Origin of the sequence: Morganella sp. HMSC11D09, assembly GCF_001807955.1 — a bacterium.
GTDB lineage: Bacteria > Pseudomonadota > Gammaproteobacteria > Enterobacterales > Enterobacteriaceae > Morganella > Morganella morganii.
The window spans coordinates 101,194-116,311 of record NZ_KV791661.1; the positions used below are offsets into that span (position 1 = coordinate 101,194).

At 52.1% G+C, this 15,118-nt stretch carries 12 protein-coding genes; 7 read left to right on the top strand and 5 right to left on the bottom strand.

The window, feature by feature from the left end:
* Window positions 1-60: 60 nt before the first annotated feature.
* Window positions 61-402 carry a hypothetical protein gene (locus HMPREF3119_RS03090; protein ID WP_062773067.1) on the top strand — a complete coding sequence of 114 codons (342 nt, stop codon included), beginning with the start codon at window positions 61-63 and terminating at the stop codon, window positions 400-402.
* Between the two features lie 102 nt (window positions 403-504).
* On the opposite strand, the gene HMPREF3119_RS03095 is transcribed toward HMPREF3119_RS03090, so the two are convergent.
* From HMPREF3119_RS03095 to hrpB, 4 genes are all read right to left on the bottom strand, one after another.
* A complete protein-coding gene (locus tag HMPREF3119_RS03095; protein WP_070578397.1) occupies window positions 505-2,469 on the bottom strand; it encodes a nuclease-related domain-containing DEAD/DEAH box helicase in 1,965 nt (654 codons plus the stop codon).
* A gap of 359 nt (window positions 2,470-2,828) precedes the next feature.
* Window positions 2,829-3,179 carry a HigA family addiction module antitoxin gene (locus HMPREF3119_RS03100; protein ID WP_062773061.1) on the bottom strand — a complete coding sequence of 117 codons (351 nt, stop codon included), beginning with the start codon at window positions 3,177-3,179 and terminating at the stop codon, window positions 2,829-2,831.
* 68 nt (window positions 3,180-3,247) lie between these two features.
* The gene (gene mrcB, locus HMPREF3119_RS03105) at window positions 3,248-5,755 is read right to left on the bottom strand and encodes a bifunctional glycosyl transferase/transpeptidase (RefSeq protein WP_070578402.1); all 2,508 of its coding nucleotides are present in this window, start codon (window positions 5,753-5,755) and stop codon (window positions 3,248-3,250) included.
* A gap of 134 nt (window positions 5,756-5,889) precedes the next feature.
* Window positions 5,890-8,340 carry an ATP-dependent helicase HrpB gene (gene hrpB / locus HMPREF3119_RS03110; protein WP_070578405.1) on the bottom strand — a complete coding sequence of 817 codons (2,451 nt, stop codon included), beginning with the start codon at window positions 8,338-8,340 and terminating at the stop codon, window positions 5,890-5,892.
* Between the two features lie 92 nt (window positions 8,341-8,432).
* Between hrpB and sfsA the strand changes: the two genes are divergently transcribed.
* From sfsA to panC, 6 genes are all read left to right on the top strand, one after another.
* Window positions 8,433-9,143, top strand: a complete 711-nt coding sequence (sfsA, locus tag HMPREF3119_RS03115; protein WP_070578408.1) for a DNA/RNA nuclease SfsA — start codon at window positions 8,433-8,435, stop codon at window positions 9,141-9,143.
* 187 nt (window positions 9,144-9,330) lie between these two features.
* Window positions 9,331-9,786, top strand: a complete 456-nt coding sequence (dksA, locus tag HMPREF3119_RS03120; RefSeq protein ID WP_004238923.1) for an RNA polymerase-binding protein DksA — start codon at window positions 9,331-9,333, stop codon at window positions 9,784-9,786.
* A 55-nt stretch (window positions 9,787-9,841) separates the two neighbouring features.
* A complete protein-coding gene (gene gluQRS, locus HMPREF3119_RS03125; protein ID WP_070578509.1) occupies window positions 9,842-10,744 on the top strand; it encodes a tRNA glutamyl-Q(34) synthetase GluQRS in 903 nt (300 codons plus the stop codon).
* 100 nt (window positions 10,745-10,844) lie between these two features.
* Window positions 10,845-12,380, top strand: coding sequence for a polynucleotide adenylyltransferase PcnB (pcnB, locus tag HMPREF3119_RS03130; RefSeq protein ID WP_370531214.1), 1,536 nt, complete (start codon window positions 10,845-10,847; stop codon window positions 12,378-12,380).
* Window positions 12,377-12,877 (top strand): 2-amino-4-hydroxy-6-hydroxymethyldihydropteridine diphosphokinase, encoded by a 501-nt coding sequence (gene folK, locus HMPREF3119_RS03135; protein ID WP_004235995.1) that lies wholly within the window; start codon window positions 12,377-12,379, stop codon window positions 12,875-12,877. Before pcnB ends, folK begins: the two co-directional genes overlap by 4 nt.
* 34 nt (window positions 12,878-12,911) lie before the next feature.
* Window positions 12,912-13,799 carry a pantoate--beta-alanine ligase gene (panC, locus tag HMPREF3119_RS03140; protein ID WP_036413930.1) on the top strand — a complete coding sequence of 296 codons (888 nt, stop codon included), beginning with the start codon at window positions 12,912-12,914 and terminating at the stop codon, window positions 13,797-13,799.
* Here the strand turns inward: panC and HMPREF3119_RS03145 are convergent.
* Window positions 13,771-15,114, bottom strand: coding sequence for a TolC family protein (locus HMPREF3119_RS03145; RefSeq protein WP_070578411.1), 1,344 nt, complete (start codon window positions 15,112-15,114; stop codon window positions 13,771-13,773). The genes panC and HMPREF3119_RS03145 overlap by 29 nt on opposite strands.
* Window positions 15,115-15,118: the final 4 nt, after the last annotated feature.

Sequence of the window (15,118 nt, forward strand, 5' to 3'; positions counted from 1 at the left end):
TTTGCTGGTTGAGAATAATTATTGGTCTGGTGAAGTCTGTACCAGCGTTAAGGAGATGCTATGGGTATTGAATTTCACATAACGAGAGCTGAATTTTGGGCAGAAAATGAGGATGCGCAAATAACCGCTGATGAATGGCTTAACTACATTAATAACGATAATGAATTAAGAAGATGCATCATCAATGGTGATTACCACGCCTTGTGGTCAGGTCACCCGTTGTACGACGATTCATGGCTTGACTGGAGCGAAGGTAATATTTATACCAAATGGCCAGATACATACCTGTACAGAAAGATGTTGCAGATTGCAAAGCACCTTAATGCCTGGGTGATGGATGATGAAGGTACGATTTACAGTGACGAATCACAGTGGGAGTATGATCCGTCAACTTATGCTTAACGCCTGCTATGAGCGAGGAGCGGAAGTTGGTTTGCCGGAAGATACTTAAAAGTAAATGGTCCGGTTAAGCTGACTGTTTACAACTGAGCTGTATAGAATTTTTCAATCCGCATTGATTTCACTGAAAAAATTTTTATATTTCCCTTCACTACTTTTATCTAGGATAATAAGATTCTCAATAGATCGCGTGATCGATGTATAGATAATCTCAGGAGTATCCTTGTCATCCATAATATAAAACACGGTTTTAGACTCCAGACCTTTAAAACTATGTATTGTGGATAGTTTGATTAATCCACTATTCGGATAAAAATGATTTTTTTTTGTCCTTCTTACCCGCTCAATATCAGACTTAATACCAGTATGTTGCTTAATAAAATCTCGCAGTTCATCTTTTGTGAGCAATTTTAATTTATTGATATCGTAACACTCCTTTCTTTCCGGTAGGAGTTCAATTAGTTCTTCATATGTTTCAAACATACAGGTAGTATTTTCAAATTTATTCAACCTTTCATTCAATCGACGAACAAGAAAAATATTAGACGATAGAATAACAATATCATTTGGATTGAAATTATAATTTTTGATGTAACTTTGAATTTTTTCAAAGCATTTATTTTCCCAGTCGGATGGAAAGAAATGATATTTTATAATATCAAAATTCATTCCTGGCTGGATATTTTGTTGTTCAAATAAATCTATATCTGCATGTTTTTCGACCAGATACTTCAATTGATATTCTTTAAAAATTCGATTCAAAGGCGAGTCACTGCTTGTACGATAGGAACGATTTAATTTCTTCCACTCACCAAATCCCTGTGCGATAACGGCAGCTCTTTTGCTATTTCTTTCATAAATATTTTGTGATTCGTCACCAAACAGAATCATTTCACCCTCGTGATTGAGGAAATTGTCACGAATAATTTTAACCCATTCATTTTCAAAGTCCTGAATTTCATCAATCAAAATTGTCCGATACTTATTAACAGAAAAACCACTGAATAAATCACGGTTAAATAATTTATCAAATCCGTATTTTTCAATTAATTCACTGACATCTTGCTCTGTCTCAATCAATTGAGACATGAAAAACTGATGATAATTTGTCACTGCGAAATGTTGATCATCTCGATAACCAAGAGCATCGCTGATTCGGTCTTTAATGAGGTTTTTTAGTGTAATATTGAAAGTCAGAATCAATACAATATCATCATGTCGATGAAATGCATTTACCGCTCGATTTGCAATGATAGTAGTTTTTCCACAGCCTGCTACACCTTTAATTTTTTCTTTTCCAGACACGCTTACCGCCAACTTACTTTGGCGCTTATCTAAGAAGATTTTTTTTCCCTGTTTTAAAATATGGTCGCTTGGCATCAAGCGTCTTTTAAAATCGTCATACACACGATCGTCAAACAGGACATGTGGCTTAAAGCTTTTAATTTTATTAACGAGTTCTTTTATTCGATCTGCGCCGTAAGCCATGGACTTATCTCTAGCTAACTTTCTTTTTAGCTGCGAGATTTTTTCTGCTTGTTGATTGTATTTTTCTATAGGAATTTCTTTATTCCTGTATTGCGCATCAATATACCTAGATCGCTCCATCAATTCACTCTGGGCGTGAGAATATAACAAATCTATATTGGCTTTTTTACCTTTGTGTAAGTAAACAAACGGCTGGACAATGTTAAAAAAATTGCGATTTTTTAGATAAGACAGACCTAATACTGGTAAATGTAGATTATATAAATTTGACTTGTACCTGAAAGCTTGTGATTGAGGTGATGAAATCTTCGACACCCCTTTTTCAGAACTAACTTGCCATTTATTAAAAGCATCGACACTATAATTAACTAGGTTATAGTCCTTCACTTCAACAATAAAAATTGCCGTGTGTTTTTTAAGAATGATAAAATCAGGGCGATCCCCATCAATAAATGGATTAAAGAAAATTTCGTAGCTATCATCCAAGTTCTCCGTAAGGTGGTTTAACAAGTGAAGTTCACCAGGAGTGGGAGCAACCTTTAAACGGAGTATGTTTTCCAAAGTTGGATGAAGGATAGACACGCTAACACTCCCCTTATAGTGAATAGTGAATTGAATAACCATCTATAATTTACTACGTGCTCTATAAGAAACAAGTATGGCATAACAGATTTTTAAATTTACACAAATAACAATATTAGCTACTTCCGCTCCTGGCACAAAGCAGTCCATCAGATTAGATTCACGTCACAATTGTATCAAACCGAATTTGAACTAATACAACCGACAGAAGCAATTGCAGTGGTGCAGACTGGCTTTATTCTGATTCATCCGTTTCGTGAAGGATTAACTATTCACTATCAGACATTATCAGCATCTGTTGTGTTTTCTTACTGTTTTTCATCGTCCGACACTATGGGTCACTTTATGGTCGACCAGTATTATTTCTTTTCAAATTCAGGTGATTCCGTACGTTCATCCGACAGCTCATTAAGCCATACATCTTCTTCAGAATCGCCGTACAGCGTGATCCCCGAAATATCGACTTCCTTTTCCAGGCGGTGCAAATCATAGTTTGCCTGTAAGCGCAGCCAGAATGCCGGGTTACTGCCTAATGCTGCTGCTATCCGGATAGCCAGGGCAGGTGTCAGAGCTGTTTTCCCCGACAAGAACCGGGAAACCGTTGCCGGTGTTACCCCGATATTTGCGGCAAACTGACGGACTCCCACCCCCAGATCAGCCAGTATATTGGCTACGATTTTACCAGGATGTGAAACAATAGCTTGTTTCATCAGTGATAATTCCCAAATTTAAACGCGTCTGTTGCATAAAACAAAACCCGCCTTGCGGCGGGTTACGATTACTGTTCAAACATCTCTTTCAGCCAGCCGGGGGCTTCTTCTCCCTGCTGCTGAGCCGGGGCCTGCTGGCCGCACAGTGCCTGTGCGTCCGTTGTCCAGACCGGTAATGTCCGGGTGACACCCACGCCGTTGCAGACAAAATTGCCATCCGCATTGACCGACATCTCTGCGATATCTTCCGGCGGTGTGAGGTTCAGTGCCAGCGGCGGCTGATTGTCCAGATAACGGCCATAGAGCACCAGGGCACCGGAGCCGCCGTACAGGCCGGACGGGCTGTTATCATCCAGTCCCATCCAGGAGACGGTGACTTCTTTGCCGTCGATTCCGACAAACCAGCTGTCGCGCATCAGGTTGGTGGTCCCGGTCTTCCCGGCCAGATGGTATTTACCGAATTTAGATCCCAGACGACGGGCCGCGGTACCGCGTTCCACCACCTGCTGCATGCCGTACAGCGTCATATAGGCCGCCTGCGGGGCAACAGCGCGCTGTGCCTGCGGGAAGCTCTGATAAATCACCGTGCCGTCTTCCGCAATCACCGAGCGCAGTGCGGACAGTGTCGCGCGGTTACCGCCGCTGCCGATGGTCTGGAACAGCTGAGAGACCTGCAATGGTGTCAGGTTTACCGCACCGAGCAGCATCGCCGGGACTTTCTGGATATTTTTCGCCGGCGCACCGAGACGGACAAAGGTATCCGCCACCGCATCCAGACCAACCGCCATACCGAGGTTAACCGTCGGTACGTTGATAGAGCGCGCCAGCGCATCCACCAGCATCACACGGCCGCTGAAGGTTTTGCTGTCGTTACGTGGTGACCAGGTACCGCCGCCGCCCGGAACATTAATGGTCAGCGGCTGGTCGTCCAGCCAGGTGTTCAGACGATAAGTGTCCGGAATACCAAGCGCGGTGAGATAAGTCATCGGTTTTGCCAGCGAGCCGATAGAGCGTTCCGCTGCCATAGCGCGGTTAAACCCGGCAAACTGTGGCTGGGAGCCGCCGACCATCGCGCGGACTTCGCCGCTGATGCGGTCAACCACCACCATCGCCCCTTCCAGCTCCGGTTTTTTACGCTCTGCACGGATGGCTTTCACGCCTTCCTCAACGGCATTTTCAGCCGCATCCTGGGAAACCGGATCCAGTGTGGTGAAGATTTTCACGCCAGACAGATCATCCACTTTATCGCCGAGCTTCTCGCGCAGTTCCTGACGGACCAGCTGCATAAATGCAGGCTGCGGCGTGATCACACCACTTTTCTCTTTCACACCCAGCGGACGTGCGCTCAGGACATCATACATTTCCTGGTCGATCACCCCGCCCTGAGTTTGCAGAAGTTTCAGCACCACGTTACGGCGCTCAAGGGCATTTTGCGGGTTACGCCACGGGTTGTAGACCGATGCCCCTTTCACCATTCCCACCAGCAGTGCTATCTGGTCAAGACTGAGTTCATTCACCGGACGGCCGAAGTAATAGAGGCTCGCCAGCGGGAAGCCGCGGATTTGCTCATCCCCGCTCTGTCCCAGATATACTTCGTTGAGATACAGTTCCAGAATGCGGTCTTTGTCGTAGCGGTAATCCATAATGAGCGCCATATAGGCTTCATTGGCTTTACGCACCAGTGTCCGCTCATTGGATAAGAACAGGTTTTTCACCAGCTGCTGTGTCAGGGTACTGCCGCCCTGAACCGCACGTCCCGCCGTCAGGTTTGCCAGAAGGGCACGCCCGATGGAGGTGATGCTGATACCGTCATGCTCATAGAAATTGCGGTCTTCCGTCACCAGCAGGGCTTTGACCAGTTCATCCGGGAAGCCGCTGCGGGCCAGGAACAGACGCTGCTCACCATTCGCGGACTGCATCATGGTGATCAGTTTCGGATCAAGGCGGAAGAAACCGAATTCACGGCCGTTATCCACGTTTTCAATTTTTTCCAGTCCGCTGCTGCCGAAAGTCAGACGGGCGTTAATCTGCCCTTCTTTACTGTCCGGGAAATCAAACGGGCGGCGCAGCATCTGAATAGTATTACCGGTCACGGAAAATTCACCGGCACGGGTGATTTTGGTGACTTTGCGGTACTGCATACCTTCAAGCAGTTTCACCATCTCATTCAGGCTGTAATCCATACCCGGTTCGAGGTTTACAGTACGTCCGTAAACCGCAGCAGGCAGATCCCAGACTTTACCGTCCAGGCGGTCACTGATTTTTCCGGCCAGATAAACGCCGTAAATCCCCAGCAGGATAGCCATCACAATGCCGAGTTTGACCAGGAACCAGAACCAGCGCCAGCGCCGTTTGGGCGGCTTGTTTTTGCGCCCTTTTTTACTCATGCGCGGACTATCCTCTTCATCGTCATAATCATCATCATCCGGTTCGTCATCACCGAATTCATCATCGTATTCAATATCATCGTCATAATCCTCATCCCGGCGGCGACGGCGGTCTGAGCGCCCTCTTTTTTTGCCGGCAGAAGCCTTGCTGCCCCTGCGGCCGGTGGGTTCACGATCAAAATCAGACATGGTCTCTCCCGTCAGTCTGTCTGCCGCACAATCATGTGCCGGGCGGGACAGGCGGTTATTTCATCAGTTGCTATTGTCGCCGATTCCGGCAACAGACACAGTAAAAATCCGTTAAACAAAGACTATCTTTGCATTTACATAAACTTTTTTACACGCTTTGTCGGCTGTGCATTTGCCGGATCGTCCGGCCAGAAATGTTTGGGATAGCGCCCTTTCATCTCTTTCTGCACCTCCCGGTAGCTCCCGCCCCAGAAGGCTTTCAGGTCTGCTGTCACCTGTATCGGGCGGTGTGCGGGCGATAACAGGCTGACCGTCACCGGCAGCCGTCCCTGCGCCACCACCGGCGTTTCACGCACACCATACATCTCCTGAATGCGGACTGCCATCACCGGCGGTTTATCCGCCGCATATTCTACAGGGATCCGGGTGCCGGTGGGTACTTCAAAATGACGCGGGAATTGTGCATCAAGCCATTGCTGCTGCGACCAGTCCATCCGCTGACGCAGCGCGCCGTATAAATCCAGTTTTGCCAGCTGCTGCTGATTGCGCACACCGGTCAGATACGGCGACAGCCAGGATCCCAGCCCGGCGAGCAGTGTATCATTATCCGCCGCCGGCAGCGGCTGTTCCGGAAACAGATCATTTGCCAGCTGCTGGCGGATAAGTAACTGCTCACAGGCTTCATTCAGCGGCAGAACGGATAAACCCTGTTCGCGGATCCAACTGAGCAGCGCGTCGCGGACAACCTCATCAGACGGTGCCGCCAGTGGTTTCCGCTCAATAATCAGCTGCCCGCAGGTAACCGCCTGCCACGCCTGCCAACTGCCTTTGTTTTCATCACGGGTCAGGCGGTTTTCTTTTTTCAGCAGGTGCGGTGCCATTTCTGTCAGCTGTGATAATTCAAACGGCACCGCTTTCAGGATCCGTGCATTAGCCTGCTGCTCATTTTGCAGGATCAGCGGGGCGATAAGCCCGGCTTCATTGCTGAGCGGGCTGCTTTCATCTGTTACCGCACCGGTACCGTTTGCCAGTAAAAATGTGCCGGAGCGCCCGCGCTTCCCGGCGATTCTGTCCGGAAAGCCCTGTAATAAGGTGCGGCACAGCCAGCCGTTGTCCGGATCATGAGACGGTTTTCTGACCGGCTGACCGGCAGCCTGTAACAGCTGCTGCGCCCGCTTATCCCATCGTGCGGACGGATGTGTCAGATCATGCAGCAGATTACCGTTACCTTCGCGGGAAGGCTCTTCCAGCGCGGCAATCAGCCGGGCAGCATAGTATATCTGTGCCGGTTCTTCATTAAGGGTATAAAGCCACAACGCAGAGAGACGCGGCTCTGTCCCGGAAGCGGCCATTGCCTCACCTTTGGCAGTCAGTCCGCCGTCAGGCAGAAGACAGCCCATTTCTGTCAGTAGTTTTTTCGCCACCTGTACCGCCACGGCAGGCGGGGTATCAAGCCAGGCAAGCTGTGAGACCTCACGGCAGCCCCACTGCGCCAGGTTCAGCACCAGCCCGGCGAGATCACTGTGACAGATTTCAGGCTCACTGTGAGCCGCAGCGCGTTCGGCTTCCGCCTGTCCGCACAGATGCAGACAGATCCCCGGCGCCAGACGTCCGGCACGACCGGCACGCTGTGTCATCGATGAACGGCTGATGCGGCTGCGCACCAGCCTGGTCAGTCCGCTGCGCGGATCAAACTGCACGGTTTTCTCCAGGCAGCTGTCCGCCACCAGTGTCACACCTTCAATCGTCAGACTGGTTTCGGCAATATTGGTCGCCAGCACGATTTTGCGCATACCGGGCGGCGGCGGTTCAATCGCCTGCTGCTGTTCTTTCAGGGAAAGTGCGCCGTACAGCGGGCAGATAAGGGTATCCGCATCCGTTTTACCGGTCAGTTGCTCCTGTAACCGGCAGATTTCCGCCTGTCCCGGCAGAAACACCAGCACAGAGCCTTCCTCCTGCTGATACAGCTGTAACACCGCCCGGGCCACCTCACTGATAAAAGGCTGATGCGCACTGAGCGGCTGATACCGTCTCTCCACCGGGAAAGCCCGCCCCTCCGCCGTGATCACCTCCGCCTGCGGCAGCAGGGACAGCAGCTGTTCATTATCTAAGGTCGCGGACATCACCAGCAGACGCAAATCATCACGCAGTGAGGACTGCACATCCAGCAGCAGCGCAAGGGCGAGATCAGCCTGCAAATTACGTTCGTGGAATTCATCCAGAATAATGATGCTTACTTCGGATAATTCCGGATCCTGCTGTAACATTCTGACCAGAATTCCCTCTGTAACAACCTCAAACCGGGTGGCTGCACTGATCCTGGTTTCACCGCGCATCCGGTAACCCACGGTTTCCCCCGGACGCTCCCCGAGCTGCGATGCCAACCGGTGCGCCACACTGCGGGCCGCGATACGGCGGGGCTCCAGCATGATAATCCGTCCGGTGACAGATTCGTCTTTCAGCATCAGCAACGGCAGAATAGTGGATTTCCCGCTGCCGGTCGGAGCCTGTAACAACACCTGCGGGGCACTTTTCAGTGCCGTACTGAGTGCCGGATAAATGTTACAAACGGGGGAATATGTCACAAAAACCTCATCATTATCTGCTTAACTTTCGACGCGCAACATTGTAGCATTGCCGCCCCCTGAAAAGTGCAGTCACATTGACAGGAGTTACGATGGAATTTCATCCCCCGTTACAGGCGGGCACGCTGGTGCAGCGTTATAAACGTTTTCTGGCGGATATTATCACGCAGGACGGGCGCACCATCACCATTCATTGTGCCAATACCGGCGCGATGACAGGCTGTGCCACGCCGGGTGATACCGTCTGGTATTCCGAATCCGCCAATGCAAAGCGCAAGTATCCGCACAGCTGGGAACTGACGCAGACACAGGCCGGGCATCTGATTTGTGTGAATACAATGCAGGCGAACCGGGTGGTGGCTGAGGCGATTGCGCAGAACCGAATCCCGGAACTTGCCGGGTATCAGACGCTGGCACAGGAAGTAAGATACGGCAGTGAAAACAGCCGGGTCGATTTTTTACTGACCGATCCGCAGAAAAAGCCCTGTTATGTCGAGGTGAAATCCGTCACGCTGCTGGAAAACGGACACGGTTATTTTCCCGACACCGTAACTTTACGTGGACAAAAACACTTACGTGAGTTACAAGCAATTGCTGAAGCGGGAAATCGTGCTGTTCTGTTTTTTGCTGTACTGCATTCAGGGATTGAGGTCGTATCGGACGCAGCACACATTGATAAAAAATATTCATCACTTTTGCAGCAGGCATCACAGTCCGGAACTGAAGTAATTTGTTACAGAATGCGGATGACACCGGACGGCATCACTGCCGGAGAAAAGATACCCTTTGCATTCATGGGGTGAATATCAATTTTTTTAATAATAAATAGGATGTTTTGTGAGTTGCGGAGTGAATAAACACGCTGTTCTTCACACCTTACAAAACTAATGAAAGCAAGGGTTGCATTATCCATAATCATCTGCTATCTATAGCGGCCTATTTTTCCCCTCTAAGGGATATTGTCAGACATGCGTGTGTAGGAGAAGCATTATGCAAGAAGGGCAAAAACGTAAAACCTCGTCCCTGAGCATTCTTGCCATTGCCGGCGTGGAGCCGTATCACGAGAAGGCAGGCGAAGAATACATGAACGAAGCCCAGTTGGCCCATTTCAAGCTGATACTTGAAGCATGGCGCAACCAACTCAGGGATGAAGTAAACCGCACTGTCACGCACATGCAGGATGAAGCAGCTAACTTCCCGGACCCGGTTGACCGTGCCGCTCAGGAAGAAGAATTCAGCCTGGAACTGCGCAACCGTGACCGCGAACGCAAACTGATCAAAAAGATCGAAAAAACCCTCAAAAAGGTTGAGGACGACGATTTTGGTTTTTGTGAGTCCTGCGGGGTTGAAATCGGTATCCGCCGTTTAGAGGCGCGTCCGACCGCAGATTTATGTATCGACTGTAAGACGCTGGCTGAAATCCGCGAAAAGCAGATGGCGGGCTGACAGATTTACCACAGACGGCGCTTTGACAGCGCCGTCCGTTTTTATGCCACTACAGATGACGGAATATTCTGCCGGCTCAGCGCCCGGTTATACCGGCCGCTTCGCACCATCACCTTCCGGTGCACTTCATTTCGGCTCTCTGGTGACCGCACTGGGGAGTTATCTTCAGGCCCGTCACCTCGGCGGACGCTGGCTTCTCCGTATTGATGATATCGACCCGCCCCGTGAAGTCCCGGGTGCTGCGGATGCCATTCTGCGTATTCTTGACCATTACGGCCTGCACTGGGACGGCGGTGTGCTGTATCAGTCGCGCCGCCATGATGCTTACCGTGACGTGATTGCACAGCTGAAAGCCACCGGGCTGTGTTATTACTGCACCTGCACACGGCATGATGTCCATGACAGCGGCGGCCATTACCCCGGCACCTGCCGTCAGCGCGGACTGCCGCCGGATAACGCCGCACTGCGGCTTATCAGGACGCATCAGGTGTACCATTTTACCGATGGCCTGCGGGGTGATGTGTTTACGGATAACGCCACGGCAGAGGAAGATATCATTATCTTCCGCAAAGATAAGCTGTTTGCCTATAACCTGGTGGTGGTGCTCGATGATGATTATCAGGGCGTGACAGAGGTGGTCAGAGGCGCGGATTTACTGTATCCCACCTCACATCAGCTCTCATTATACCGCCAGCTCGGGCTGCCGGAGCCGCATTATCTGCATTTGCCGTTGATGCTGGGCCCGGCGGCGCGTAAACTCTCCAAGCAAAATCATGCCACTCCGGTGCCGCTCAGTGATCCGCGCCCGCTGTTATGGCAGGCGTTGCAGGTACTCCGGCAGCCGCTGCCGGAAACGGACCCGCTGTCGCTTTCCCTGACTGAACTGCTGGCATACAGTGTACGGAACTGGGATATTACGGCCGTACCGCGTGATGATGTGGTGACGGACAGGGAATAATTCCGCAATATCCGGGCTAAGGCATTCTCAAAAAACCAAGTGTACGATATTATTAGTCGCTTATTTTTTAGATCATTTAATTGTTATACAGAGGTGTACCATTTTAAACCGAGTCGCAAAGTTCTGTCGCAGTCTGATTTCCCGCGAGAATAAGGCAGATTGCACAGAGGCTGCCAGTGAAAGGCCGGCCCCGAATGCTGACCATACGCCGCAGAATCCGTCACCCCGTGAGGCTTCCCCCGCGCGTCCTGCCGCTAAACGCAAAAAACCGGCAAAAAATATGGATAACAGCGGGACAGTCAGCGCAACGGTAATTCCCCGCAACAGTCACTCTATTTCCCGTCAGGACATCAGCGAGAATGCGCTGAAGGTTCTGTACCGCCTGAATAAATCAGGTTTTGACGCCTATCTGGTCGGCGGCGGTGTCCGTGATCTGCTGCTGGAGCGCAAACCCAAAGATTTCGATATCGCGACCAATGCCACGCCGGACGAAGTGAGAAAACTGTTCCGCAACTGCCGTCTGGTCGGCCGCCGTTTCCGTCTGGCTCACATTATGTTCGGCCCGGATATTATCGAAGTCGCGACCTTCCGTGGTCCGCATGACAATAACGAACCGGCTAATGACGGCAAAGCCCGCTCTCAGCAGGGCAAAAACGGCATGCTGCTGCGCGATAATATTTTCGGCACCATTGAAGAAGATGCCGTCCGCCGCGATTTCACCATTAACAGCCTTTATTACAGCGTGGCTGATTTTACCGTCCGTGATTACGTCGGCGGGCTGGCGGATTTACAGCAGCGCATTATCCGTCTGATCGGCGATCCGGAAACCCGTTACCGCGAAGACCCGGTGCGTATGCTGCGCGCCATCCGGTTTGCCGCCAAACTGGATATGACCATCGAACCGGAGACCGCCGCGCCTATCCGCACGCTGAGCACACTGCTGCGTGATATCCCGCCTGCGCGTCTGTTCGAGGAAGTTCTCAAGTTATTACAGGCCGGTGACGGACACCGTACGTTTGAATTATTACGTGAATACGATCTGCTGGATATGCTGTTCCCGCTGGTTGCCGGGCCGCTGAAAGAGAACCCGGACACCCCGCTGTCCCGTATCGTGGATCAGGTACTGAAAAATACCGACTACCGTATTCATAACGATCAGCGCGTCAATCCGGCCTTCCTGTTTGCCGTGATGCTGTGGTATCCGCTGTGCGAACATGCGGAAAAACTGACCCAGGAGAGCGGGCTCGCCTATTACGAAGCCTTCGCGATTGCCATTAATGACATCCTGGATGAACAGTGCCGCGCGATTGCTATTCCGAAACGCCTGACCACCACTATGCGTGATATCTGGCAGTTACAGTTACGTCTGCCGCGCCGTCAGGGCAAACGCGCGATCCGTCTGATGGAAAATCAGAAATTCCGCGCCGCCTTTGACCTGCTCGAACTGCGTGCGAATGTGGAAGGCCGTCATGAGTTACAGGAACTGGCTCACTGGTGGGCAGATTTCCAGCAGGCGAATGCCCCGCAGCAGCGCTCTATGGTAACAGAATTGGGCAGTGATCCGGTCAAACGCCGTCCGCGCCCGCGCCGCCGCCATCCGCGTGCCCGTCAGGGTAACGGAAACAGTGAATCATGATTCCGGTCTATATTGCGATCGGCAGTAATCTTGCCGACCCGCTGGATCAGGTCAACCGGGCGATTGCCGCGCTGGGAGCTGTCCCGCAAAGCCGCCTGGTGCGCCACTCCGCTTTTTACCGCACCGCGCCGATGGGACCTGCCGGACAGCCTGATTATCTTAATGCGGCTGTTCTGCTGGAAACTGACCTGACACCGCACCAGCTGCTCGATGCCACCCAGGCTATCGAACTGGCGCACGGCCGTGTCCGCAAGGATGAGCGCTGGGGTCCCCGCACGTTAGACTTAGATATCATGCTGTTTGGTGATATGGTCATCAGTGATGCGCGGCTGACCGTGCCGCATTACGGCCTGAAAGTGCGTGAATTTATGCTGTACCCGCTGGCTGAAATCGCCCCCGGGCTGATTCTGCCGGACGGCGAACCACTTGCGGCGGTTGTTGCCCGCACCCCGGAAAACGGGCTTGGCCTCTGGTCATCATCAGAGCCGGTACGCTGAACTTTCTGCTCAACAGACAGACAAGGAGACACTGATGCGGATTATTGAAACTGCGCTGATCCTGCGCAAAGAGATTGCCCGTCTGCGGACTGACGGCAAACGTGTTGCGTTTATCCCGACAATGGGAAACCTGCATGACGGCCACCTGGCACTGATAAAAGAAGCCCGTAACCAGGCGGATGTTGTCGTGGTGTCTGTCTTTGTGAATCCGCTCCAGTTCCCCCGCGAAGATGATTTGCAGCGCTACCCGCGCACTCTCCAGGCAGACTGCGAAAAACTGAGCAAAGCGCAGGTGGATCTGGTGTATGCCCCGGCGGTCAGTGATGTCTATCCGCACGGTTTGGCTCACCAGACTCAGGTGATGGTACCGCCGCTGCTCAGTCAGTGTGATGAGCCGCATCAGCGCACCCGTCTGCGCGGTATCGCCACCGTGATGTGCAAGCTGTTCAATCTGGTGCAGCCGGATATCGTTTTCTTCGGCACCAATGACCATCCGCGTTTCCTGACTATCCGCCGTCTGATCCGTGACCTGAATTATGATATCGCACTGGCCACCATTCCGACCGTCCGGGAAAAAACCGGGCTGGCACTCAGCTCCTGCAATACCCTGCTGAATAAAGAGGAAAAAGAGGCGGCGCCGCGTCTGTATCAGGTTATGCAGACCCTCGCGGATATGATCCGTGAACGCCCGAGTGCTATTGCCGAAAGTCTGGATAATGCCCGTGATGATTTAAGCCGTGCCGGATTCCGCGATATCAGCCTGGAAATCTGTGATGCTGATGACCTGGAAGCGGTGCGCGTCAACAGTGAGAAGGCGGTGATTCTGGCCTCCGCCTGGCTGGGAAATATCCGCCTGATCGACTGCCTGCATGTCAACATGCCGAACCCGGCGGTCAGTGAGACGGCCTCTCCGTCACTGTAAAATAGTCCTCAATCTGCCTGAAAAGCCCGGTTTCCGGCGCGCTGCTGTAATGACGCAGCCGGAACCAGGCCAGAAGCCCGTCATAGCGGGCTTTTATCAGCTCCTGCTCCGCCTGATAATACTGATCCCGGGCATGTGCCACCTCCGGCTGACTGTTCTGCCCCGCCGCATACCCTTTTTCCGCCGCCGTTACCTGTAACCGCGCAGCCGCTGCGGCCTGCTCCAGCGCCGCCAGCTGTATGCCGCTGTGGCGGAACACCTGATACTGACGCGCCAGGTCACGCCGGAGTGTCTGTACCAGTGCATCCTGTTCATACTGCGCCTGCTGAATCTGAGCAGACACCTTGCGCATCCCCGCCAGATCTTTTCCGCCGCTGAACAGCGGAACTGAAAGATGGATCCCGGCACTGAGATTACGGTAACGCTGACCGACAGTATCATTGCTGTCCGATCGGGTATCTGACCAGGCAGCAAAGAGCTGTGCCGACGGCATAAACGCCCCGCGCTGTACCTCTGCCGCCGCTTTTGCCAGTGAGGTTTCCTGTTGTGCCGCTTTGATTTCCGGATGCACTGCCTGCATCTGCTGTTCCTGAGCCGCATAATCACCGTCATTCAGGTGCGGTAACCGGAAATCCCCCGCTTTCAGTGCCGGAAGATCCTGCATCCGCAGCTGCGGCAGACCGGTAAGATCAGACAATATCAGCAGCGCATGCAGGCTTTCCGCTTCTGTTTCCGCGAGCTGCGCCTGACGCTGCCGCAGACGGGCACGGGCGGATTCAACCTCTGTCACAGTGCCCTCCCCGAGCTGCAAAAGGCGCTGTGCAGCCCCCAGCTGAGCAGTATTCAGTGCCAGCCGGAGCCGGTCTGTTTTCTGTAGTTCCAGAGCACAGGCCAGGTTCAGATACGCAGAGACCAGCCGGTTGATAAGCTCTGCCTGTTGTATCTGCAAGCGGCTCTCTGCGGCAGTACCGCGTATCTGTGCTGCCCGGTACTGATGGTATGCTGTGTAATCAAACAGCGGCTGTGTCACCACCAGGTTGAGGGAATGGCTGCTGTAATGCCGCTGAGAGGTCACCGGTGCCCGCTGTGTCAGCCGGTTATACGGCGTGTTCTGATAACTCAGCCCGACGGACGGCAGCAGGTGCGATTTCCCGGCGGCAACCTCCGCCTGTTCCGCCTCATAAGCCTTTCCCGCAGCACGGAATGACAGATCATTATTCAGCGCGGACTGACCGAGTTCAGACAAGGTCACCGCCTGTACACCGGCGGAAAACAGACACAACAGTGCCGCAAAAAGGCGTTTTGCAGAATGCATAGGG